The 21470-nt window shown below is 39.5% G+C and carries 18 protein-coding genes; 10 read left to right on the top strand and 8 right to left on the bottom strand.

Annotation, left to right across the window (positions count from 1 at the left end):
• Positions 1-9: 9 nt before the first annotated feature.
• Positions 10-984: a polyprenyl synthetase family protein gene (locus AACZ88_RS14015; protein WP_339711464.1), complete on the bottom strand. Its 975-nt coding sequence runs from the start codon at positions 982-984 to the stop codon at positions 10-12.
• A 152-nt stretch (positions 985-1136) separates the two neighbouring features.
• Between AACZ88_RS14015 and AACZ88_RS14010 the strand changes: the two genes are divergently transcribed.
• The 6 genes from AACZ88_RS14010 to AACZ88_RS13985 all read left to right on the top strand — a co-directional run bounded on the left by AACZ88_RS14010 (position 1137) and on the right by AACZ88_RS13985 (position 8820).
• Positions 1137-1673 (top strand): RNA polymerase sigma factor, encoded by a 537-nt coding sequence (locus tag AACZ88_RS14010; protein WP_339711463.1) that lies wholly within the window; start codon positions 1137-1139, stop codon positions 1671-1673.
• A 12-nt stretch (positions 1674-1685) separates the two neighbouring features.
• Positions 1686-2090: a hypothetical protein gene (locus tag AACZ88_RS14005; RefSeq protein ID WP_339711462.1), complete on the top strand. Its 405-nt coding sequence runs from the start codon at positions 1686-1688 to the stop codon at positions 2088-2090.
• A gap of 91 nt (positions 2091-2181) precedes the next feature.
• On the top strand, positions 2182-2787 hold the full coding sequence (locus AACZ88_RS14000) for a TetR/AcrR family transcriptional regulator (RefSeq protein ID WP_339711461.1): 606 nt from the start codon (positions 2182-2184) through the stop codon (positions 2785-2787).
• 1 nt (position 2788) lies between these two features.
• A complete protein-coding gene (locus tag AACZ88_RS13995) occupies positions 2789-4123 on the top strand; it encodes a TolC family protein (protein ID WP_339711460.1) in 1335 nt (444 codons plus the stop codon).
• Between the two features lie 13 nt (positions 4124-4136).
• A complete protein-coding gene (locus tag AACZ88_RS13990; RefSeq protein ID WP_339711458.1) occupies positions 4137-5309 on the top strand; it encodes an efflux RND transporter periplasmic adaptor subunit in 1173 nt (390 codons plus the stop codon).
• Between the two features lie 7 nt (positions 5310-5316).
• On the top strand, positions 5317-8820 hold the full coding sequence (locus tag AACZ88_RS13985; RefSeq protein WP_339711456.1) for an efflux RND transporter permease subunit: 3504 nt from the start codon (positions 5317-5319) through the stop codon (positions 8818-8820).
• Between the two features lie 77 nt (positions 8821-8897).
• Here the strand turns inward: AACZ88_RS13985 and AACZ88_RS13980 are convergent, their stop codons facing one another.
• From AACZ88_RS13980 to AACZ88_RS13970, 3 genes are all read right to left on the bottom strand, one after another.
• Positions 8898-9251 (bottom strand): nicotinic acid mononucleotide adenyltransferase, encoded by a 354-nt coding sequence (locus AACZ88_RS13980; protein ID WP_339711455.1) that lies wholly within the window; start codon positions 9249-9251, stop codon positions 8898-8900.
• A 203-nt stretch (positions 9252-9454) separates the two neighbouring features.
• Positions 9455-10753 (bottom strand): RagB/SusD family nutrient uptake outer membrane protein, encoded by a 1299-nt coding sequence (locus AACZ88_RS13975; RefSeq protein WP_339711453.1) that lies wholly within the window; start codon positions 10751-10753, stop codon positions 9455-9457.
• 18 nt (positions 10754-10771) lie between these two features.
• Entirely contained in the window at positions 10772-13753 is a 2982-nt protein-coding gene (locus AACZ88_RS13970) for a SusC/RagA family TonB-linked outer membrane protein (protein WP_339711451.1), read from the bottom strand.
• 193 nt (positions 13754-13946) lie between these two features.
• Here AACZ88_RS13970 and aspS point away from each other — a divergent pair, with 193 nt between their 5' ends.
• The 4 genes from aspS to AACZ88_RS13950 all read left to right on the top strand — a co-directional run bounded on the left by aspS (position 13947) and on the right by AACZ88_RS13950 (position 18130).
• A complete protein-coding gene (aspS, locus tag AACZ88_RS13965; protein ID WP_339711450.1) occupies positions 13947-15701 on the top strand; it encodes an aspartate--tRNA ligase in 1755 nt (584 codons plus the stop codon).
• Positions 15702-15760: 59 nt separating this feature from the next.
• Positions 15761-17545, top strand: a complete 1785-nt coding sequence (locus tag AACZ88_RS13960) for a chloride channel protein (RefSeq protein WP_339711448.1) — start codon at positions 15761-15763, stop codon at positions 17543-17545.
• Positions 17546-17602: 57 nt separating this feature from the next.
• Positions 17603-17854, top strand: a complete 252-nt coding sequence (locus AACZ88_RS13955; RefSeq protein ID WP_339711446.1) for a hypothetical protein — start codon at positions 17603-17605, stop codon at positions 17852-17854.
• Between the two features lie 81 nt (positions 17855-17935).
• Complete coding sequence (locus tag AACZ88_RS13950) at positions 17936-18130, top strand: cold shock domain-containing protein (RefSeq protein ID WP_339711444.1); 195 nt, start codon at positions 17936-17938, stop codon at positions 18128-18130.
• A gap of 71 nt (positions 18131-18201) precedes the next feature.
• Here AACZ88_RS13950 and AACZ88_RS13945 read toward each other — a convergent pair whose 3' ends face one another.
• From AACZ88_RS13945 to AACZ88_RS13930, 4 genes are all read right to left on the bottom strand, one after another.
• A complete protein-coding gene (locus AACZ88_RS13945; RefSeq protein WP_339711442.1) occupies positions 18202-18630 on the bottom strand; it encodes a hypothetical protein in 429 nt (142 codons plus the stop codon).
• A gap of 99 nt (positions 18631-18729) precedes the next feature.
• A complete protein-coding gene (locus tag AACZ88_RS13940; RefSeq protein ID WP_339711441.1) occupies positions 18730-19179 on the bottom strand; it encodes a nucleoside deaminase in 450 nt (149 codons plus the stop codon).
• 105 nt (positions 19180-19284) lie between these two features.
• Entirely contained in the window at positions 19285-19554 is a 270-nt protein-coding gene (locus AACZ88_RS13935; RefSeq protein ID WP_339711440.1) for a hypothetical protein, read from the bottom strand.
• Between the two features lie 857 nt (positions 19555-20411).
• Positions 20412-21176 carry a LuxR C-terminal-related transcriptional regulator gene (locus AACZ88_RS13930; protein ID WP_339711438.1) on the bottom strand — a complete coding sequence of 255 codons (765 nt, stop codon included), beginning with the start codon at positions 21174-21176 and terminating at the stop codon, positions 20412-20414.
• Positions 21177-21470 lie beyond the last annotated feature (294 nt).

Here is a 21470-nt window from a genome sequence, read left to right as displayed (position 1 = left end):
CAAGTGCGATTAAGCTTCGCGGTGCATCAACTGTTTTCCAAAAGTTTCGAGAAGTGCTCGTTTTTCAGCGGATATTTTCAATTTATCCAAAACTTCAAAAGCCCCATGGGTATACTCTTTAATCGCCTCTTGGGTTTTTTCTACAGCAGTGGATTGTTCAAATATTTCCTTCACCGTATTTACCTTATCTGTCACATCTTTCGGATAAATCGAAAAGAGATGCTCCAACGCTCTTTTTTGCTCTTCCGAAGCCAACTCACAAGCTGTCAAATATAAAAACGTCTTTTTATTAGCTATAATATCGCCACCGACTTGCTTGCCAAAGGTCTTTGGATCTCCGAATGCATCTAGGTAATCGTCCTGTAACTGAAATGCGATACCCAAGTTTCTTCCAAATTGATAGATATGGTTTTGATCGGCCTCGGAAGCCCCGGCAACAATACCTCCCATTTTCAACGCCGCTCCGACCAAGACCGCCGTTTTGTATTCGATCATTTTCAAATATTCAGGAACGGTCACATCTTCCCGAGTTTCAAAATCGACATCGTACTGTTGTCCCTCACAAACCTGAAGCGCCGTGGTACCGAACAATCGCGCCAAATCACGAAAAATATTGACCTCATAATTCTCGAACAATTGATACGCTGTAATAAGCATCGCGTCTCCCGAAAGAATTGCCGTGTTCACATCCCATTTTTCGTGAACCGTAGATTTGCCTCTTCTTAGCGGTGCAGCATCCATGATATCGTCATGCACCAACGAAAAGTTGTGAAAAACTTCAATAGCCAAGGCCGCATCTAAAGCCTCGCTGTAATTCTTATCAAAAATTTCAGCAGCCATTAAGGTCAACACAGGTCGCAAACGTTTCCCTCCCAAACCAAGAATGTAGGTAATTGGCTCATAAAGGTTTTTAGGTTCCTTTGTTTTTGTTCGAGACTCTAGATACGAAATAAACTTCGTTCGATACTGCGCTATAGAATGCATGCGAATGATTTTGGTCAAAAATACATCCATTTTAACAAATAGCCCGCAACGCATGTACAACAATGCCGAGCAAAAAAAAAATCTACAAAAAATGCAATAGCTTTGAAATATTTCGTCTTTAAGATAGAAGACTCGATTATAAAAGCGTTTGAATGACTTCGGATACGGAAAATTATAAAAACCTTAAAACCTTTTTCAACGAGGAATATAATTCGCTTAGAACTTATGCCAAATCAAGAATTGATGATACGGCCGACCGTGACGCTGAAGATATTGTTCAAGAGGTGGCATTAAAATTATTCTCTCGGGCCGACGACATTACTCCCATTAACAATATTGCCGGGTTTGTATATAACGCCGTAAGAAATAAAATTATCGATCTCATGCGAACAAATAAGCGCCAAGTGTATGTCGAAAAGGAAAACCGTTTGGCAGTATTTAGTGAACTAATTTATGACAACCCTGAAGATATATATTCCGAAGCCATGAAAGACGAACTAAAAAAAGCTATTGAAAATTTAAAGCCCCATTATCGAGAAATTATTGTTGCAATCGATTTTGAAGGGTACACCTATAATCAAATTTCCATAGAAACAGGTATCCCGAAAGGCACCTTGATGTCTAGAAGACACAGGGCCATATCAATATTGCTTTCAATGCTAGACAAGAAAAAAGAAACAATTAACTAAAAAACATCAGAAATGACAGACTATCTAGAACATAAGGTCAAGACCAAAGTTGAGAAATTTGTAAAGGCAGCTTTTAAGATACTCTTTGCGATTGTTGCCGTAATAATTTTTGCCCTACTCCTCGGATATGGCATTATGTGGTTATGGAACTGGTTGATGCCCGGTATTTTCGGTTTAAAAACAATTGATTATTGGCAAGCCGTCGGAATGTTGGTACTGGCAAAAATTCTTTTTGGAGGTCTAGGAAATCATAGCTCGAAAAAAAGTAAAGGAAAAAAAAGTGGTCGTTGTCGCACAACAAAACAAAATAGTTTAAAAAGCAATTTTTCGAAATGGAAACACTATGAAAAGTTCTGGGAAGAAGAAGGGCAGGAAGCCTATAGTAAATATGTAGAGCGCATAAAGGAAGACAACTAATGATTATCATCATAACAAAGTGTTAAATTAATGTAAAACTTAGGAAACTTTAAATGTTTTTAAAGTTTCCTGATTTATATTTGCGCACTTTATGAAACAGAAAATTCTATCAAAAGCAATCGATATGTTCTTGAACCTTGGCTTCAAGAGTGTTACCATGGACGATTTAGCCAATGAAATGGGTATTTCCAAGAAAACGATTTACACCCACTTCACCAATAAAACGGAATTGGTCAAAGAATGTACCTCACAATTATTCATCAATATATCTTCGGGAATCAATAACATTTGTTCCATGGAGAAAAATCCTATTGAGGAACTTTATGAAATCAAACGTTTGGTAACTGTGTATTTAAAAGATGAGCAATCGAGCCCTCAGTACCAACTTCAAAAATACTACCCAACTATATATGCAAGCTTGAAATCGAAACAATTCGATACCATGAAACAATGTGTTGTTGACAATATCAAAAGGGGAATAAAACTGGGCTTTTATAGGGAAAACCTTAATATTGATTTTATCGCGAGAATTTATTTTTCTGGGGTTACAAGTATTAAGGACAGTACACTTTTCCCATCTGAAAACTTCCCGAAAAAACAACTGATAGATGAATACCTAGAATACCACCTCAGGGGAATTGTAACCCCAAAAGGAAGAAAAAAATTAAACAACCTGATTAATTCAAACTACGAATAGCATGCGAAACCATTTTATAATAATCGTAATACTGTTAACTACCTATACGGTATTTCCCCAAGAAAAGCCTGTAGGTTATACCTTGGACGAAGCTATTGCTTTTGCCCTTAAAAATAACTATAGTGCTATTAATGCCGATAGAGATTTGCTAGACGCCCAAAAACAAAAATGGGAAACCATTGCTGGCGGCCTACCTCAAGTCGACGGAAACATTAGTTACCAAAATCAGTTAAAACAACCCATCTCTTTGATTCCGGCAGAGTTTTTTGGAGGTGAACCCGGCACTTTTCAACCCATCACTTTCGGTCAGCCTCAACAAGTAACGGCTACTGCAACGCTAAAGCAGCAGATTTTTGACGGTTCCTATATTGTGGGTGTGCAAGCGACAAAATCGTTCTTAAGCTATAGCCAGAACAATAAAGAAAAAACGGAGCTGGAAGTTCGTAAAAGTGTGGTTGAAGCTTATGGCAATGTATTACTCGCCCGTGAAAGCGTCGCCATACTCGAAAAGAACATCGCCACCTTGGACAAAAACCTTTTCGAGACTCAAAAACTCTACGACAACGGCTTGGGCGATGAAGAAAGTGTAGAACAACTGCAAATCACTTTATCATCAGTTGAAAATCAGCTCAAGAATTCAAGACGACTTGAAAATATTACCGTGCAAATGCTCAATCTCGTAATGGGACTACCAATTGAAAACCCCACAGCATTGAACGAAAACCTCGACCAATTGACAACGCAAAAAATAAACCCGGAATTACTGACCGCCGATTTTAATCTTGAAAATAATGTAGATTACAAATTGGCCTTGAACCTCAATGAACAGCGTTATTTTGAACATAAACTAGCCAAAAGTCGTGCCTTGCCAACCTTAAACGCCTTTGTCAACTATGGCTCTTCGGCATTCAGTGATAAATTCGATTTTATAGGAGGGGAAGCCGAATGGTATGATTCATCAATTCTAGGTTTTGACCTGAACATCCCAATTTTCAGTTCATTCAAAAGGGATGCCAGTACGCAAAGGGCCAAAATTGCCCTTGAAAAAGCTAAAACACAATTGACGGAAGCCGAAGAACAAATCCGCCTACAACTAGAAAATGCTAAAAGCGAATATGAGTTTACGATTGAACAATATAAAACAGCAAAAGAAAACCTAGGATTGGCCGAGCGTATAGAACGAAAAAACCAAATCAAGTATGCCGAAGGGCTTGCCACTAGTTTTGAGCTACGACAGGCCCAAACCCAGCTATATACTACCCAGCAAGAATACTTGCAATCAATGGTAGATGTCATCAACAAGAAAACCGAACTGGAAACGATTTTAAACAACTAATAAAACCATTACAATGAAAAGAATATTCTACACTTTAATACTAACGATAGCATTAGCTTCTTGTGGTGGCGGCAACCAACAGACATTGGATAGCATCATTTCAGGTGGAAATTTAGAAGCTCTTAGAGCCAAAAAGTCGGAGCTATCACAACAATCAAAGGCGTTGGAAAGCCAAATAAAGCTTTTAGACTCTGCTATTGCCACTAAATCAGGTAATGAAAAACTTCCTTTAGTAACAACGGTCGTTGCAAATTCTGAGAAATTCGATCACTTTTTAGAGCTTCAGGGCAATGTACAGACCAAACAAAACGTACTTATTTACCCCGAAATGGCCGGAACTTTAGATCGTGTTTATGTAAAAGAAGGGCAACGCGTAACTAAAGGTCAACTATTGGCCACTATCGATGACGGCGGTATGAGCAGTCAATTGGCCCAATTAGAAACACAGGCCGCTTTATCAAAAACTACGTTCGAGCGTCAAAGTAAATTGTGGGAGCAGAAAATTGGTTCCGAAATTCAATATTTACAGGCCAAAGCCAATTATGAAGCACAAGAAAATGCGGTTAAACAGTTACAGAGTCAACTGGGAAAATCTACTATAAAAGCTCCTTTTTCTGGAATTATTGATGATGTCATAAAAGACCAAGGTACTGTTGTCTCTCCTGGCGGACCAGGTTCTGAAGTATTTCGTATTGTAAATCTTTCAGATATGTATATCGATGTTGAAGTTCCTGAAACCTATTTAGGCAGTATAAACAACGGTAAGGAAGCGAAAGTATATTTCCCCGTTTTAGGAGATTCTATCACTACCAAAGTTCGTCAGACGGGCAATTTTATCAATCCGAGCAACAGGTCGTTTACCATCGAAATTCCCGTACCCAATAAAGACGGTGCCATAAAGCCAAATCTTACTGCCAGAGTAAAAATTAATGATTATTCCAATGATCAGGCGATTTTGATTCCGCTAAGTATTATATCCGAAAATGCTGATGGCGAACAATATGCCTACGTGGCAGAAACACCAAATTCGGAAAATGAGGCCGTCGTAAAAAGGAGTATCATCACCACTGGAAAAACGCAAAATGGCTTTGTAGAGGTTCTGTCCGGAATAGTAGCGGGCAATCATATTATAAAAGAAGGGGCCAGAAGTGTCAAAGACGGTCAAAAAGTTAAAATCCTAAACTAACTCGTCCATGAACAAACTACAAAAAAACGCAGATAAAGAATTTAGCCTCTCATCATGGGCTATAGATAACCCCTCGGTAATCTATGTAATGATCGGAATTTTCTTGTGGATTGGATTTTCTGCCTATCAAGCCATGCCTCGGGAAGATTTCCCCGAGATTATCGAGACCAAGATTTATATAAGCACACCATATCCTGGCAACACGGCCGAAGATATTGAACGATTGATTACCGACCCCTTGGAAGACAAGCTAAAGAACATTAGCAATGTTGTTGAAATCGTTTCAACATCCCAAGAAGACTACGCCATTATAACCGTAGAGTTTGACGAAGAGATAACCGTCGAGTCTGCAAAACAAAAAGTTAAAGATGAAGTAGATGCCGAAAAGGCAAGTGAAGACTGGCCAACTTTTAATGGTGCCAAAGTAGAACCAAATGTTTTTGACCTCAACTTCTCCGAGGAAGTCCCGATTATGAACATCAACTTCACAGGAGACTATCCGGTTGAGAAGCTGAAGGAGTTTGCAGAATATTTACAGGATGAGGTAGAAAACCTCTCGGAGATTAAGAAGGCAGATATTCGAGGGGCACAAGAAAAAGAGGTAGAAATTGCCGTCGACGTTTATCGAATGATGGCTGCAAAAGTCAGTTTCGATGATGTTCTTCAGACCGTTCGCAATGGGAATATGACCATGTCGGCTGGAAACTTGAAGACCAGCGGGCAAAGGCGTACCATCCGTATATTAGGCGAAGTTGAGAACCCTGACGAACTCAACAACTTTGTAGTAAAATCAGAAAACGGAGCGGTATATCTAAAAGACATCGCCAATGTACGTTTTGACGAAAAAGACAAAACCACGTACGCCCGCGAATTCGGTGAAAGCGTGGTGATGCTCGACGTTAAAAAACGAGCTGGTAGAAACGCCATTTCGGCGGCAGACCAAATAAAGGAAATTGTAAAGGATTTAAAGGAAAACTACTATCCGACGGATCTTCACATCTCTATAGCCAACGATTCATCTACCCGAACATTGAACCAGGTCGATGACCTGGTCAACAATATTATTTTCGGTATTATTCTAGTAGTTACCGTACTCATGTTCTTTTTGGGTTTTAGAAATGCACTTTTTGTTGGCTTCGCAATTCCCATGTCAATGTTCATGTCGTTTATGATCCTATCGTGGTTGGGCTATACACTCAATACCATGATCCTCTTTGGAATGATCATGGGGCTTGGTATGTTGGTAGACAATGGTATTGTGGTGGTTGAAAACGTCTATCGATTAATGGATGAGGGTATGCCCCGCATCGAAGCGGCGAAAAAGGGAATCGGCGAAATTGCTTTCCCCATCATTATCTCTACCGCAACAACGGTTGCAGCCTTTGTGCCCCTCGGGCTTTGGCCTGGTATTTTCGGACAGTTTATGATATTTTTCCCGATTACATTATCCGTTGTATTGGGCTCATCACTCTTTGTTGCCATTTTCATGAACTCTATGTTGGTTTCCAGTTTTATGGAGACGGGGGAGAAAGAGCTTAAAGTAAAGCAATTAATACGGCTAAGCATTATTTTAGGGGGAACCGGATTACTTATACTAATTTTTGGAGGAGCTATGCGTGGCCTAGGAACAGTCATGATTCTGACAGCGGCCATGTTTTGGGTCTACAAGTATTTTCTCAAAAAATGGGCCATTGGTTTTCAGATGAATACCATGGTACGGTTCGAAAATTGGTATGAAAAACGAATCATTCATGCACTGAGAGGGAGAAATGTATATTGGTATTTCGGCACTACCTTTATGCTCTTGATTATCGTTTTTATGCTTTTCGGACAATCGATCGGAAGCGGTAGAACGAAAATTGAGTTCTTTCCAGATAATAAGCCCAACGAAATTTACGTCTATATTGAATACCCCGAAGGCACGGCCATCGAGAAAACCAACCAGATTACCAAAGATGTTGAAAAAAGAGTCTACGCCGTTCTCAATAATGAGGAATATATGGACAATGGTGAGAACTTTATGATGGCATCAGCGGTTTCTCAAGTCGGTGAGGGTGCCGGGAATCCATTGACAGATGGAGGTTCGGCTGCAGAAATGCCGCACAGAGGAAAGATGACGGTCAACTTTAGCGAGTTTAAATATCGAAAAGGAAAGAATACTGAAGACATACGGGCCAAAGTACAAGAAGCTCTGAGTGGTATTTATCCTGGTGTTGCCATATCAGTGGAAAAAGATGCCAATGGCCCTCCGGCCGGTTACCCTATTAACATTGAGTTGGAAGGAAAAGATTATGATGAACTCATCAATACGGCCGAAAACATTCGAAACTTTATCAATACTAAGAATATTGCGGGCATCGAAGAAATCAAAATTGATGTAAACAAGAGTAAACCCTCTATGCAGGTCGTTGTCGATCGTGAAAAAGCTGGAGAACTTGGGGTATCGGTAGGCCAAGTAGGCAATCAATTGCGTAGGGCCTTGTTTGGAGAGAAGGCTGGCGTATATAAAGAAGATGGCGATGACTATGACATCAATGTTCGCTTTAACGAAGATTTGCGCTATAATCGAAATGCTTTATTTAATCAAAATATCATCTTTAGAGATCCCGCCACCGGGCAAATTAAGGAAATCCCTGTTTCGGCCGTAGCAAGTGAAAGAAACACGTCTGCCTTTAGTGCCATTAAACATCGGGACAACAAGCGTGTAGTGACCGTATATTCAGGTTTACAGCCCGGTTTCACTGATGCAGCGGCCATTGTCGCCGAGATTCAGAAAGAGATGGAAGAATTTAAAGGACTTCCGAACGATATCAAAATAGACTATACGGGACAAATAGAGGAGCAGAACAAACAAATGCTATTCTTGGTCGGTGCCTTTTTTACGGGTCTCGGACTTATCATGTTGATATTGATTTTTCAATTTGGGGGAATATCGAAGCCCTTGATTATTATGATAGCCATTTTCTTAAGTTTTATCGGGGTTTTCGGAGGATTGATGATTACCGGATGGTCTTTTGTAATCATGATGACTATGATGGGTATCATATCATTGGCAGGTATTGTAGTAAACAATGGGGTCGTGTTATTAGATTATACACAGATTCTTATTGACCGGAAAAAAGTGAATTTGGGGATGGATGACAAGGATCTTTTGAACCGTGACGAGGTAACCGAAGTTATAGTTCGTGGAGGAAAAGCAAGACTTCGCCCCGTAATATTGACAGCGATTACCACGGTTTTAGGTCTTATCCCCCTAGCTATAGGATTGAATATCGATTTCTTCTCGCTCTTTTCAGACTTTGACCCCAAAATTTATGTCGGAGGAGATAATGTGGTTTTCTGGGGACCTCTTGCATGGACTGTAATCTTCGGACTAATCGTTGCCACTTTCTTAACCTTGATTATTGTTCCTGTATTATTTAGCATTACCTATCGAATAAAAATTCGACTACGCGAAGGGACGAAAAGAAGAGAGGAAAAGAAGAAGAAACAGCTTGATGTTGCTGCATAGAATTATCAAAATGAAACGCATAAAAAATCCCGTCTTGGCTGCCAAGACGGGATTTTTTCTTTTTGAATATTGTGGGCTTATTTATTATTTAGGGCAACGGTTTTTTCATTGTTCCATGTGGTAACATTGGCAATTTTGTTGTTGGTATAATCTACCTCTTTCAGAGCTTCACCTTCCCAAAAAAACCATTTTCCTGCTTTCTTGCCGTTAACGTATTCGCCCATTGCAATTTTTTTACCGCTTTCGTCGAACATTTTCCATTCTCCGTGAAGTTTTCCATCACGAAAGAAACCGGTTTGAGCTACGTTCCCATTTTCATGGAAATAAGTACCTTTTAAAGTATTGCCTTCTTTTTCAAATTTTGGTTGAATCTCCTGAGCGGTCATGGCCACAGAAAATATAAGTGCTAAAACTATTACTAATGCTTTCATTCTATTTGGGATTTAAATTGATATACATAACGCTAACGTAACCAAAGATACAATTATTTTACCAAAAATAAATGTTAATGTAACGTTTAGTTTACATTAACTTTACATTAGAGTTTTAATTTATTGAAAATAAGATTATTACAAAAATAAAAACCCGTGCAGATGACGGGTTTAAAACAGTTCTTTTATATAATAGCTATCAATTAAGGGTTCTCATTTTGTGGAATTGGAAACTGGGTTACTGTTCCGTCACCAGCCCTGTCAAGGGGTAAATCCCCAATTCTATCAAACCTCCTTAAATCTATCCAGCGGTGTCCTCCTTCGGCAAATAAAGAATACCTTCTTTCATACAAGATTCTGTCAATATCTACGGATCCGGGGGCAATATCCCCTAGACCTGCGGCATTTCTAATCACATTTATTGCAGTCTCTGCTTCGCCAGGGTCGATGGTCATATTGGCTTCGGCGTACAACAAAATCAATTCTTCATTTCTTATGATTCCGACAGGATCAATATTACTCTTATAGACTAGCACATCGTTATTACCAGTTAAGTTATCAGCCGTTAGGGCAGCATCTCTAAGCGGGGCTTTATCAAGTCTGGCATCTCCAGCTTCTGCGTCTGCAATAAAAGAGGGATGTGTAATTCTTGCATTGGCTACAGTTGAATTAGCTGCAAAGAAAAGGGGGTTTGCAATATCGGCACCAGTCAGTGAAAACGTAAAATAGGCTCCGGCATCAAGATCTCCATCCAAATCCATAAATGAATCTGCCAACAAAGTCAATGTTCTTGGATAATCTCCTTGATACGTAGCTATTCGAGCCGCAAGGGCCTTATTGAACTGTATAAAGGTGGAAGGAGTATCCATACCTGAAAAACCACTTGGAATCGCAAAAGGAAAGGTTGAACCGCCAGCGGATAAATCGGTAACCGCAGTAGTCAACATATCTGTCAACAATGCCAGTGTTTCACTGTAGCCAGTGAAAGCTCCCAAATTATCAGGATCTTCGACATTAGTTCGTATTCCATTTTCATACAACATATTCAACACCATTAAAAGCTCATGGGCCTTTAGCGTATTGACCAAACCTCTTGATGCAGCTATTTCAGCCTCCGTGAAATCGGCTGTGGTATTTACAAGACCCTCTAAAATCAAATTGCAATCTCTTACTGTGGCATATCGTGCCGCATACGGGTTATTGGAATAAAATGAATTATCGTCTAAAGTTCCTGTCAAGAGATCGGCTGTCCATCGAGGGTCAGAAGACTGTATCCTCCAATATTCCCTTCCTACCACTGACATGGCATCAATCTGTGTTCCTAAGCGTACACGCATATCGGCAAAAACTCCTGCAACGGCATTTGCCAACTCCCCTTTCGAAATATCCTCTGATATTGAAATGGTATCAGCTCCATTTAAATTTTCTCCATCCTGAACCTCACATGATATAAAAGCAACAGAAAAGAGAAGTAGCATCCAAAATTTATCTAAAATTTTCATTTTTCCGATTTTTATTGTTTAAAAGTCAACTGATAGGTGAAACATATAACGCTTCGAAGAAGGGAATGGCGTAACCTCAACTCCGGTCGAAAGTGCATTAGATCCAAAATTCGAGACTTCAGGATCATAACTGTTGTAATCAAAAATATTAATCAAATTATTTCCCGATATACCCACCTTGATGTTTGAGACGTGACCCCCGAATGTTTTCTCTAAACAATTGGAAGGAACCGTATAAAACAGCCCTATCTCTCTCAGACGTAAATAACTAGCATCTTCAACAAATGGCGCTGCAAATCCCCCTCTAAACGCAGATATTCTATAATCTCCGTTAGACAATACCCCTGCGGGGTCCAATGTTACATCGTCATAATCATGGGATGTTTGTCCGAAATCGAATAAAAGGTTCGATAAATTGATGTTATCACCTCCTTTTTTCCAATGCCAAAGAAAAGACAAGTTAAAATCTTTATACCTGAGGTTATTGGTAAAAGTCATTTGAAAATCAGGTTCGGCATCGCCAAGCACAACCAAATTACCATCGGCATCGTTACCCACAATTTGAGTAACACTCTTCCCTTCTTCTATTCGAAAGGTCCCCAAACCTGTACCGAAGCCACCTACATCAAAGGGGTTTATATTCAGCTTTGTGATTTCAGATTTGTTCCTATAAAATATCACTCCAGTATCCCAACTAAAGCTAGGGTTCTCAAAAACATTGGCATTCAACGAAAGTTCAACACCTTTGTTCTGCAAATTACCTGCATTTGACCAGCGCAAGGTATAGCCGCTAGATTGTGCGTTGTCAGCTTCTAAGACTAAATCATCAACCGATTTGATGTAATACGAGAACTCTAACGACAGTCTATTTTCCAAAAGTCCGGCATCAAATCCAATTTCTAATTCTTTTTGTCGTTCGGGTTTTATACTGGGGTCGCCCAAAGTGGTCGGCACCACGATACCTACCTGACCATCGATTAGCGAATTAACATACCCGGTAAAGAGTGCCCCGAAGGGAGCAAAGTTTCCAGCTTCGCCATACGCTCCGCGTAGTTTAAGTTGAGAGAAAGCGCCCAGATCCCAAAAATTATGAAAGTTTGCTGCGGCTGATGCTTTCGGATAATAGAAAATCTTATTGGCATCTCCATTATTACTTGATTTATCGCCCCTCACGCCAATTGTTCCAATAAGCTTGTCTTGAAAGTTAACTTCTTCCTGCACAAAAAAACCAGTGTCTTCTTGTTCCAATCTATATTGACTGACCGCCACATTGGCCGCTTGATCAACATTGGTTTCGGTACCAATAAGATTTGACGATGTGTTCCGAACCGTGTTTTGGGAAAAACTTTGTTTTGTTATACCCGCCTGTGTTGTAAAACTTAGGTTGTTTTCCAAATAAAGGTTATGCACTAAAAAAGCAGAATAATTGGCATCTTTATTCTGGGTAGCACCTTGGGCGGTCAAACCGTTTAATCCTCCATTGGAGAGCTTTTGAAATTGCAATTCTTTAGGAAAAATGGCAGTCGTAACCAAATCGAAGTAGTCAACCCCCCCACGTAAAATAAGTTTGAGACTAGACCTTTCCCGTTGCAATAAACTCAAGTCTAAAGTAGCGCCTATCAAAAACCTGTTAACACTTTCATTATTAGTAATCAGGTCTCTTGTCTGTAACGGATTAGATGCACCGTAAGGGTTATCAGGGTAATTCCCGTTGTCATCAGGGTATAGTCGTGCCCAAGGGGGTGTGGAGGTAAGGGACACACCTATTGTCGCTCCAGTGTTGTCGTTGTTAAAAAAACCTCGGTTCGAAGAAGAGTTGATATAATTTGTGGTCAATGAAAGCTTGGCCTTATCTTTAAAAAACCGGTGATCTACATTTAACCGAATCGATTTTTTATTATACCCCGAATTCTTGACGATACCCTCTTCTTCATTGTTCGAAAAACCCGCATAAAAAAGGGTGCTATCAGATCCGCCCGAAACGTTTACGCTGGTATTGTTGATAAACCCTTCTTCCCCAAAAATCTCTTCTTCATAATCAATCAATTCACCACTATTCTGAGCTGCGGTAAAAAGTGCTCCTTGACCGGCACCGAAACCACTCTCAGCAATTGCGGCCGTATAATTTCGTTGACCCCTGAACTTGATGATTTCATTAAAGCCTACATCTTGAGTAAAGGAAATTTTTGTTCTACCGGCTTTTCCTTTTTTCGTAGTAATAAGCACTACCCCAGCAGCTGCCCTAGCGCCGTAAATTGCAGCGGCCGAAGCTCCCTTCAAAATTTCGACCTTTTCTATATCGTCAGGATTAAGGTCTGCAATGCGGTTCGAAGGGTTATCTTGTGTCTCGTTGCTCGAAGGTCTTGCACCACCGGAAGCAGCCCCTGAAACATCGTTTAGTCCCGGCGCAAAAATACTACTGTTGTTCATATACACCCCATCTACAATGTATAGGGGTTGTGCATTACCATTGACCGAGGTGACACCTCTTAATTTAACTGAAATTCCACCCCCAGGTGCACCTGAACTTTTGGTGATTATTGCTCCGGCAAACTTCCCTTGTAGGGCACCGTCGAGCGTTTGAGGAGGCGTCACCCCTGCTAGCTCCTCCGCCGATACCGAGGCTACGGCATTAGCCGCATTGCTTCGTTTCACCGAGGTTGCCAAGCCCGTCACAACAACCTCTTCCAAACCCGTAGCCGATTCTTGGAGAGAAACGTTCAGTGTTGTAGGACCATTGACCTCTGATTCCAAAGAGGCATATCCCAAAGAAGAAAAAACCAAAACAGCCGGAAAATTACTGACTTCAATCTCAAAATTACCATCGAAATCGGTAGTGGTTCCGTTGGTCGTACCTTTAACCACAATATTGGCCGCCGGTAACGGTAGCCCATTACCTGCTTCAGTTACGTTTCCCGTAATCGTTCCCTGCGAGAAAACGACTATTGGTATCGCAAAAAACAACAACAAAAACACACTCTTAAATAAGGTTTGTCTCATTTTCATGATGTTAAGAATTAGTTATATTAATACCAATATAAAGAAGAATTTAAGGATTATTAGCTTTTTTGTGATTTTTTTTAGGATATTTATAACAATTCAAAATATTTAATAAGACTACAAAATCAGCAGTTTAAATTTTTATCGATGCCATCATATCTTCTTACATTTGCGGCACCAATAAAGTTTAAAAATGTACAGAGATCATAATTGCGGAGAATTAAGGGAATCGGATATCGACAAGTCGGTAACGCTATCAGGATGGGTGCAAAAAGTTCGGGATAAGGGATTTGTTACTTGGGTCGATATCAGGGACCGCTACGGCATCACCCAATTAGTTTTCGATGAAGACAGAACCCCCAGCGAGCTTATCGTACAGGCACGTGATTTGGGTCGTGAATATGTTATTCAAATAACAGGAACCGTTATTGAAAGGGCATCCAAAAACCCCAAGATACCTACGGGAAACATCGAAGTTCTGGTAAAAGAGCTGACCGTTTTGAATAAATCAAAAACACCTCCTTTTACTATTGAAAATGATACGGATGGTGGTGAAGACCTACGCATGAAATATCGGTATTTGGATATCCGAAGAAATCCCGTTAAAAACAATCTCATTTTTCGAAGTAAGGTGACCATGGAAGTTCGAAAATACCTTTCGGAACAGGATTTTATTGAAGTAGAAACGCCTTATCTCATAAAATCGACTCCTGAAGGTGCACGCGATTTCGTGGTACCCAGTCGTATGAACGAGGGACAATTCTATGCTCTACCTCAATCTCCCCAAACTTTTAAGCAATTGCTTATGGTCGGAGGAATGGACAAATACTTCCAGATTGTAAAGTGCTTTAGAGATGAAGATCTTCGAGCAGATAGGCAACCTGAGTTCACCCAGATCGACTGCGAGATGGCCTTTGTCGAGCAAGAAGATATTTTAAATGTCTTTGAAGGGTTGACCAAATACCTTTTAAAGGAAATTAACGGAATTGAGATCGACACTTTTCCTAGAATTACATTTGATGAGGCCATGAGAAGATTTGGCAATGACAAACCTGATATCCGCTTTGGAATGGAATTCGGTGAACTAAATGCCGTCGCCCAACATAAAGAATTTGATGTCTTCAATTCAGCTGAATTGGTGGTAGCAATTGCTATTCCTGGAGCGGCGACCTATACCCGCAAGCAAATCGATGCGCTTGTCGATTGGGTACGCCGACCACAAGTTGGCGCCAAAGGTATGGTCTATGTCAAATGCAACGAAGATGGAACTTTCAAATCTTCGGTCGATAAATTTTACGATCAAGAAGATTTGGCACAATGGGCAGCGATTACAAGAGCGCAAGCAGGTGATTTGATTTGTGTGCTTTCGGGTGATGCCAATACCACAAGAACGCAATTGAGTGCACTTCGTATGGAAATGGCCGAACGTTTGGAATTAAGGAATCCAAAGGAATTCGCCCCACTTTGGGTAACTGACTTCCCATTGTTGGAACTGGATGAAGAAACCGGAAACTACCATGCCATGCACCACCCTTTCACCTCACCCAAACCTGGACAAATGGAACTTTTGGAAACTGATCCTGGAGCGGTAAGGGCAAATGCCTATGATCTGGTATTGAATGGCAATGAAATTGGGGGAGGCTCCATTCGAATTCACGACAAAGACATGCAGCGTACCATGTTCAAACATTTGGGCTTTACCCCTGAAGAAGCAAAAGCACAATTTGGCTTTTTGATGGACGCCTTTCAATATGGTGCCCCGCCACATGGTGGTATTGCTTTTGGGCTTGACCGATTAGTCTCTATTTTGGGAGGCCAAGAAACCATTCGTGACTTTATTGCCTTTCCAAAGAACAATAGCGGACGTGATGTAATGATAGACGCACCTGCCCCGATCGACGATGGGCAGTTAAAGGAACTGCATTTGTCACTAGATACCGAGTCTTAAATAAAATATCCCACTTAACGGTGGGATTTTTTAATACTTTTAAGGAAGTAAACAGCCAAATGCCCACTCAAAAAAAAACGCTTTTCAAAAGGTTGCTTATCTGGAAGTATAAAAATATTTCCAGCAAGACTTTCGTGCATATAATGAGCGTAGTTGTAGGTTTGCTGGCAGGACTGGCCGCTGTTACCCTAAAAAACCTCACCTATTTTATTGAAGCTTTATTGGAGAAAGGCATCTTATTCTCCGATAACGGTCTCTACTTCATTCTACCAATTATCGGACTAACGCTAGTCTATCTTTATGTAAAGTTCGTACATAAGGAAAAACTGCAGCTCGCCGTATCTTCTATTCTGTTTTCTTTATCGAAAAAGAAAGGTGCCATTGATTCTAAACAAATATACTCGAGACTAATTACTGCTCCGTTAACTGTTGGCTTCGGAGGGTCTACAGGGCTTTTAGGTCCGGCAGTTGCTTCAGGAGCGGCCATAAGCTCGTCTTTAGGTCGGTTATTTCATATGAACAGTAAGACCCAATCCCTCCTAATAGCTTGTGCTTCGGCAGGCGCAATAGCATCTATATTTCAATCGCCCATTGCCGCCATTATCTTTGCCGTAGAAGTCTTTAGTTTAGATTTGACCATGTTATCGATGTTGCCATTGTTATTGGCTTCCATATCTGGCGTACTCACCTCTTATTTCTTTTTAGGGAATGAGGTGCTTTTCAGCTTTACGATTACCGAAAATTTTGAAGTAAAAGACACCCTATTCTATATCATTTTAGGAGTAGGCACCGCTTTTGCTTCTATATATTTTACCAAAATGTATTTTGGAATCATGAACCTGTTCAAGTTCTTAAAAAGTCCGAAATATAAATTATTGGTCGGTGGTTTGGCCATAGGCATCATGCTTTATTTTATTCCCCCACTTTATGGGGAAGGTTTCGGATTCATCAACAACCTTTTACAGGACAACCATGTTCAGGCGTTAGGTAAGACCCCGTTTGACCACTATATGGATAATATTTGGGTAGTTATTGCACTTCTAGTAGGTATAACTATTTTTAAAGCGGTGGCCATGACTACTACTTTAGCTGCCGGAGGTGCTGGTGGAACTTTTATCCCTACCATGGTTATGGGTAGTGCTTTAGGCAACGTACTTGCCAAAATCATCAACAATTCCGGATTGGGTTTCGCGGTTTCCGAAAGTAATTTCACTCTTATTGGTATGGCCGGACTTATTGCCGGCGTACTACATGCGCCTCTCACGGCTATTTTTTTAATTGCTGAAATAACGGGAGGTTACGCGCTTTTCGTACCCTTAATGATTACAGCGTCTATTTCTTATTTAATTGCAAAAAATGCGTTGGATTATACCATTTACACGAGGGAACTAGCAGAAAGTGGAGAACTATTGACGCACGACAAAGATCAAACCGTTTTGACGTTGATGCAGTTAGACGATGTCATAGAAACAAACTTCAAAGTGGTTCACCCAGAAATGACCCTAGGGGCAATGCTTCACGAATCGGTAGCCAAATCAACTAGAAATATATTTCCTGTGGTCGATGAAAAAAAGGCTTTGGTAGGCATTGTTCTTTTAGACGACATCAGAGAATGTATGTTCAATACCACCATGTACACCACATCTGCAGTTTCCGATTTTATGCACGCCGCACCTGAACATATTTTCTATGAAAAAGATTCAATGCAAAAAGTAATGCGAAAGTTTCAAGATAGTGGTGCTTGGAATTTACCAGTTATCAAAAATGGTACATATGTCGGTTTTGTGTCAAAATCAAAACTATTGACCGCCTATCGCAGAGAGTTGATTAATTTTACGAAATAATTCCATATATAATTAGGAAAGGGTCAAGAGCATTAATGCTCGGAAACAAATACACAAATGAAATATATCACCATATTCGTTGTTCTAGCATCGTTCACAGCTATAGTTTATGGCTTCACCATTCAGGAAGACAATCTTGTTCTGGCCAATAAATATATCGGCTTCGGAACCGTAGGTTTATTTCTGTTGGCTATGCCACTTTTTTTGATATCCGTTAGCAAGGGAAAGAAGATGAAAGATTATATGTTAACGGAAGAAAACATTAAAAAAATGCAGTCAAAAACTAAGGAAAAATCAAAAAAACAATAATTTCAATAAGATTTAACCCTTGATTTTCAGAGTATTTACAAAAAAAATATAAATTAGTATGATAAACTAATTTGTATTGAAATGATTGGCACCGTAAAATTTTTCAATGAATCCAAAGGATATGGGTTCATTACCAACGACGAAACTCGAAGCGATATTTTCGTTCATGCGACGGCATTAAAGGGAACGGCCCTGAACGAGGGTGACAAAGTAGAATATATAGAGGAAGAAGGAAAAAAAGGCAGGGTTGCCGCACAAGTGAAGGTAATCGCCTAAAAGTATTAAAGCCTAAATTAATAAGTAACTTCGACGGGCACATCGCGGTTTTTTTGATTCGTGACTTAAACTTAACGTATCAGTTTAAAAACGAATCTATCTGCACCAGTACCAATTGACATATCATTTTGATTGATTGTCATCTCATTTTGGGCAATGGTAATTCCACCCATTTCAATTGTCCCTACGAACATGTATGCCCTGCCCCCATCATTTTGAACAATCGAATAGCCATAATGGCCCGATTTCAATCCGCTGAAAATGCTATTCGAAGTATCGTTATTTTGAACTTTCAAGGTTTTATTCGCCGCGTCAAACTCCCAAATGATTTCTCCTTTATTATAATCACTATCTATACCCACAAAACCACCACTGACATTAATTAAGTTCCAAATACCGTGTATGGGATCGTCGCTTACTTCTTCTTCAGTTTTCTCATTGTAGCATCCCCAAGAAATGAACATAAAACTGAAAAACAGTATTAAATGTTTTGCCTTCATACCCGGTAATATTAAAACTAAAGCGGTATCCTAAAATACGAATGGATTTTCTGAACAGATTTCTAGATTTGAGAAATTGTACTTTACCCTCAGGCAAAGTCAGTTCAAATTTCGTTTTTGAATAAAAAAACGCTTGAGAAGATCTGCCGCCTCATTTTCGAGTATTCCGCCAACGACCTCGGTCTTAGGGTGCAGTTTCGTACCCATTACCCCATAGCCGCGTTGTGCATCTTTAGCTGCATATACAACTTTCGAAATTTGACTCCAGTATAAGGCTCCTCCACACATCTGACAAGGCTCGAGAGTAACATACAAAGTACAGTCCTTTAAATATTTACCTCCAAGAAAATTGGCAGCGGCGGTTATGGCCTGCATTTCGGCATGGGCGGTAACGTCATTTAATTGCTCGGTAAGATTGTGAGCTCGTGCAACTATTCTTTCCTGAACCACAATAACGGCTCCAATCGGCACTTCTCCTTTTTCATAGGCTATCTCTGCTTCTTGCAGTGCTTTTTTCATAAAGTAGGCATCATCGAAAGGCAGAACCATAGCATATTTTTTTTGGCAATAGTAGTAAATATTGTTTTCGAACCAAAAAAAAACAATAGTTTAAATCGTATGCCAACACAAGAAACCTTGCTTGGCTAGAAACAATCACGTTTCCCTTAACTTACGTGATTGGTTTTTTTTTGACATTAGATAAACTTCTTTATACAGTTTAAGATCTTCAATACCCATACAACCCGTTTTTCTATAAAGGTCTTTTGTCATGGCATTCAATTTTTGTTCAGAGAAACCGAGATGCTCGGCTACTTCATTGTTCTGGTCATGAATTTCCATTAATTCTATTATACGAAGTTCCAAAGGTGTAATACTAGATAGTCTATTTCTATTCTTAGACCTTAGACAGTGCCTGTTTTTCATTATTTTATCCCTTATGAATTAAGTAACTTACAGTGAAACTATTGGCCTTATTTCAATCATAATTCTGTTAACAGATACCGATCAAATAGATTAAAAAACAATTTGGTTAAAAAAATGATTTAGGGGAAACATTCAACAATATGCACCTCTGGATTGGGGAAAACAAGAAAATTCCCTCACTGGAAGTTTTTTTAGACAAACTACCCATGTTCATTGTTTTTCGTCACAAAAAAGTCCTCGTCATCAAAGAATATTTCGGTAGTCATTAAAGGGCAACTATAACAAACTAAGTGTTACACTATGATTTTGTGCGCATCAATATCTAGGTTTTAATAAGAATAAAAAATTAATTGAAATAAAACTGGCAGAATATTGGTTTTAAACCAACTGCCGAATGCTAAATGTTTCAAAATTCAGCTCTGTTTAAATAAAAGAACCGCGTCTAGTTCCCCCGAAAAGACGCGGTTCAACAGATGACCAAAACGGGTCATCCGTCAACAATTATTAAATTTTAAAGCCATTTTGCCAACAAAAATTCGCCATCAATGACTACAGACATTTCTTCTTGTGCGTTATTATATGATGCGGACTTCTATAGAGATAGCCCTGTATTGGTTCATAAATAAAGTGTCATCAAAACGGACAATGGCCAAATTTTAAGTCTATGACAAGCCATAAAGACAAATCTAAAGGGTCAAACCTCAAAAAAAAATACCCAACAGTGGGTATTTTTATATTCTTATCTTAATAGTAAAACATCAGGTGCATTTCCTAAAAATCAATGCCATCGTGTTTCACCGTAAGCCCAACAAATCGATCCTAGAAGATAGAAAAACTGCCCTCTTACGCATTCCCTTTTAAAACAAATGATTCTCATTACAGTAATTTACAATCTCCATAGATGAGTTAAACTGCAATTTCGATAAGATGTTCTTTCGATGTGTTGCAGTCGTATGAATACTTATATTTAATTTGGAAGATATTTCTTTTGTGGTGTTGCCCTTGGCTAAAAGGCGTACAATGTCGAGTTCGCGATTACTTAGGTTATCGATTAATAGTGATTCTGAATAATTTTTATAAAAAAGAGTCTCATACTCATTACTTGAATTCAGTTGTTTGCACACCCCAATCATGGGTTGTCTCTTAGTATTTCCGATAATGGTATTTTGCGAAAAGCCCAAAATAGGCTTACTCTTTTTATCGAAGTACAAGGGAGTCTGGTGCACTTGAATATTAACGTAACGCCCCTTAGCGTTCTTTAACCTGTAGTTCCAATAATACACGCATTTGCCCCTATCTAGCGGAGATACGTTATTCATAGTGAAAATCATCAAATCGTCAAGAATCTTCAGCCAATTAGGTACATCTTTTGCATGTATTTTAGAAAAATGAAACGACATTCCGTTCTTAAGGGCTTCTTCTTTTGAATAGCCCAGCAACGGCTCATAATTTTCGCAAATATATTCGTATCGTTGACTAACAGTATTCTGAACGAGAATAAAGGATTGCAACTTTGGAAGATACTGATCGAGTTCTCTCAGTTTCTCAATATGTTTTTTCACCGCCGTATGATCTATTTTATCATTGGTACTGAATGTTCTTTCATATGATTCTAGATTCATACTCTTAGCTTATTACCTCGTTTTGTTAATACAAAATACCTAAATTAATCTAAAACCTTTGTTCATTTTGAATCCAATCACAAATAGACAATTCCCGTTTACAAAACAACAAATACCCAATTATCAACCCACTATCCACTTAATCGTTCATGAAGGTTTGTACATGGGCTCGAATGACCATCTTTCATGCAATGATATAAAATTAAAACTCATTGTTATTGAGAACACGTCGTACCCATTGGTGACTTCGATACATTTCGAACCCCAATAAGTACGTTCTACCGGACATATAGC

Origin of the sequence: uncultured Kriegella sp. (genome assembly GCF_963975415.1) — a bacterium.
GTDB lineage: Bacteria > Bacteroidota > Bacteroidia > Flavobacteriales > Flavobacteriaceae > Kriegella.
This window is presented reverse-complemented; position numbering and strand designations above follow the sequence as displayed.

Excerpts from the sequence above, each read along its gene's own strand:
- AACZ88_RS14015 (WP_339711464.1), bottom strand. The coding sequence starts at position 984 with ATGCATTCTATAGCGCAGTATCGAACGAAGTTTATTTCGTATCTAGAG.
- AACZ88_RS14010 (WP_339711463.1), top strand. The coding sequence starts at position 1,137 with ATGACTTCGGATACGGAAAATTATAAAAACCTTAAAACCTTTTTCAAC.
- AACZ88_RS14005 (WP_339711462.1), top strand. The coding sequence starts at position 1,686 with ATGACAGACTATCTAGAACATAAGGTCAAGACCAAAGTTGAGAAATTT.
- AACZ88_RS14000 (WP_339711461.1), top strand. The coding sequence starts at position 2,182 with ATGAAACAGAAAATTCTATCAAAAGCAATCGATATGTTCTTGAACCTT.
- AACZ88_RS13995 (WP_339711460.1), top strand. The coding sequence starts at position 2,789 with ATGCGAAACCATTTTATAATAATCGTAATACTGTTAACTACCTATACG.
- AACZ88_RS13990 (WP_339711458.1), top strand. The coding sequence starts at position 4,137 with ATGAAAAGAATATTCTACACTTTAATACTAACGATAGCATTAGCTTCT.
- AACZ88_RS13985 (WP_339711456.1), top strand. The coding sequence starts at position 5,317 with ATGAACAAACTACAAAAAAACGCAGATAAAGAATTTAGCCTCTCATCA.
- AACZ88_RS13980 (WP_339711455.1), bottom strand. The coding sequence starts at position 9,251 with ATGAAAGCATTAGTAATAGTTTTAGCACTTATATTTTCTGTGGCCATG.
- AACZ88_RS13975 (WP_339711453.1), bottom strand. The coding sequence starts at position 10,753 with ATGAAAATTTTAGATAAATTTTGGATGCTACTTCTCTTTTCTGTTGCT.
- AACZ88_RS13970 (WP_339711451.1), bottom strand. The coding sequence starts at position 13,753 with ATGAGACAAACCTTATTTAAGAGTGTGTTTTTGTTGTTGTTTTTTGCG.
- aspS (WP_339711450.1), top strand. The coding sequence starts at position 13,947 with ATGTACAGAGATCATAATTGCGGAGAATTAAGGGAATCGGATATCGAC.
- AACZ88_RS13960 (WP_339711448.1), top strand. The coding sequence starts at position 15,761 with ATGCCCACTCAAAAAAAAACGCTTTTCAAAAGGTTGCTTATCTGGAAG.
- AACZ88_RS13955 (WP_339711446.1), top strand. The coding sequence starts at position 17,603 with ATGAAATATATCACCATATTCGTTGTTCTAGCATCGTTCACAGCTATA.
- AACZ88_RS13950 (WP_339711444.1), top strand. The coding sequence starts at position 17,936 with ATGATTGGCACCGTAAAATTTTTCAATGAATCCAAAGGATATGGGTTC.
- AACZ88_RS13945 (WP_339711442.1), bottom strand. The coding sequence starts at position 18,630 with ATGAAGGCAAAACATTTAATACTGTTTTTCAGTTTTATGTTCATTTCT.
- AACZ88_RS13940 (WP_339711441.1), bottom strand. The coding sequence starts at position 19,179 with ATGGTTCTGCCTTTCGATGATGCCTACTTTATGAAAAAAGCACTGCAA.
- AACZ88_RS13935 (WP_339711440.1), bottom strand. The coding sequence starts at position 19,554 with ATGAAAAACAGGCACTGTCTAAGGTCTAAGAATAGAAATAGACTATCT.
- AACZ88_RS13930 (WP_339711438.1), bottom strand. The coding sequence starts at position 21,176 with ATGAATCTAGAATCATATGAAAGAACATTCAGTACCAATGATAAAATA.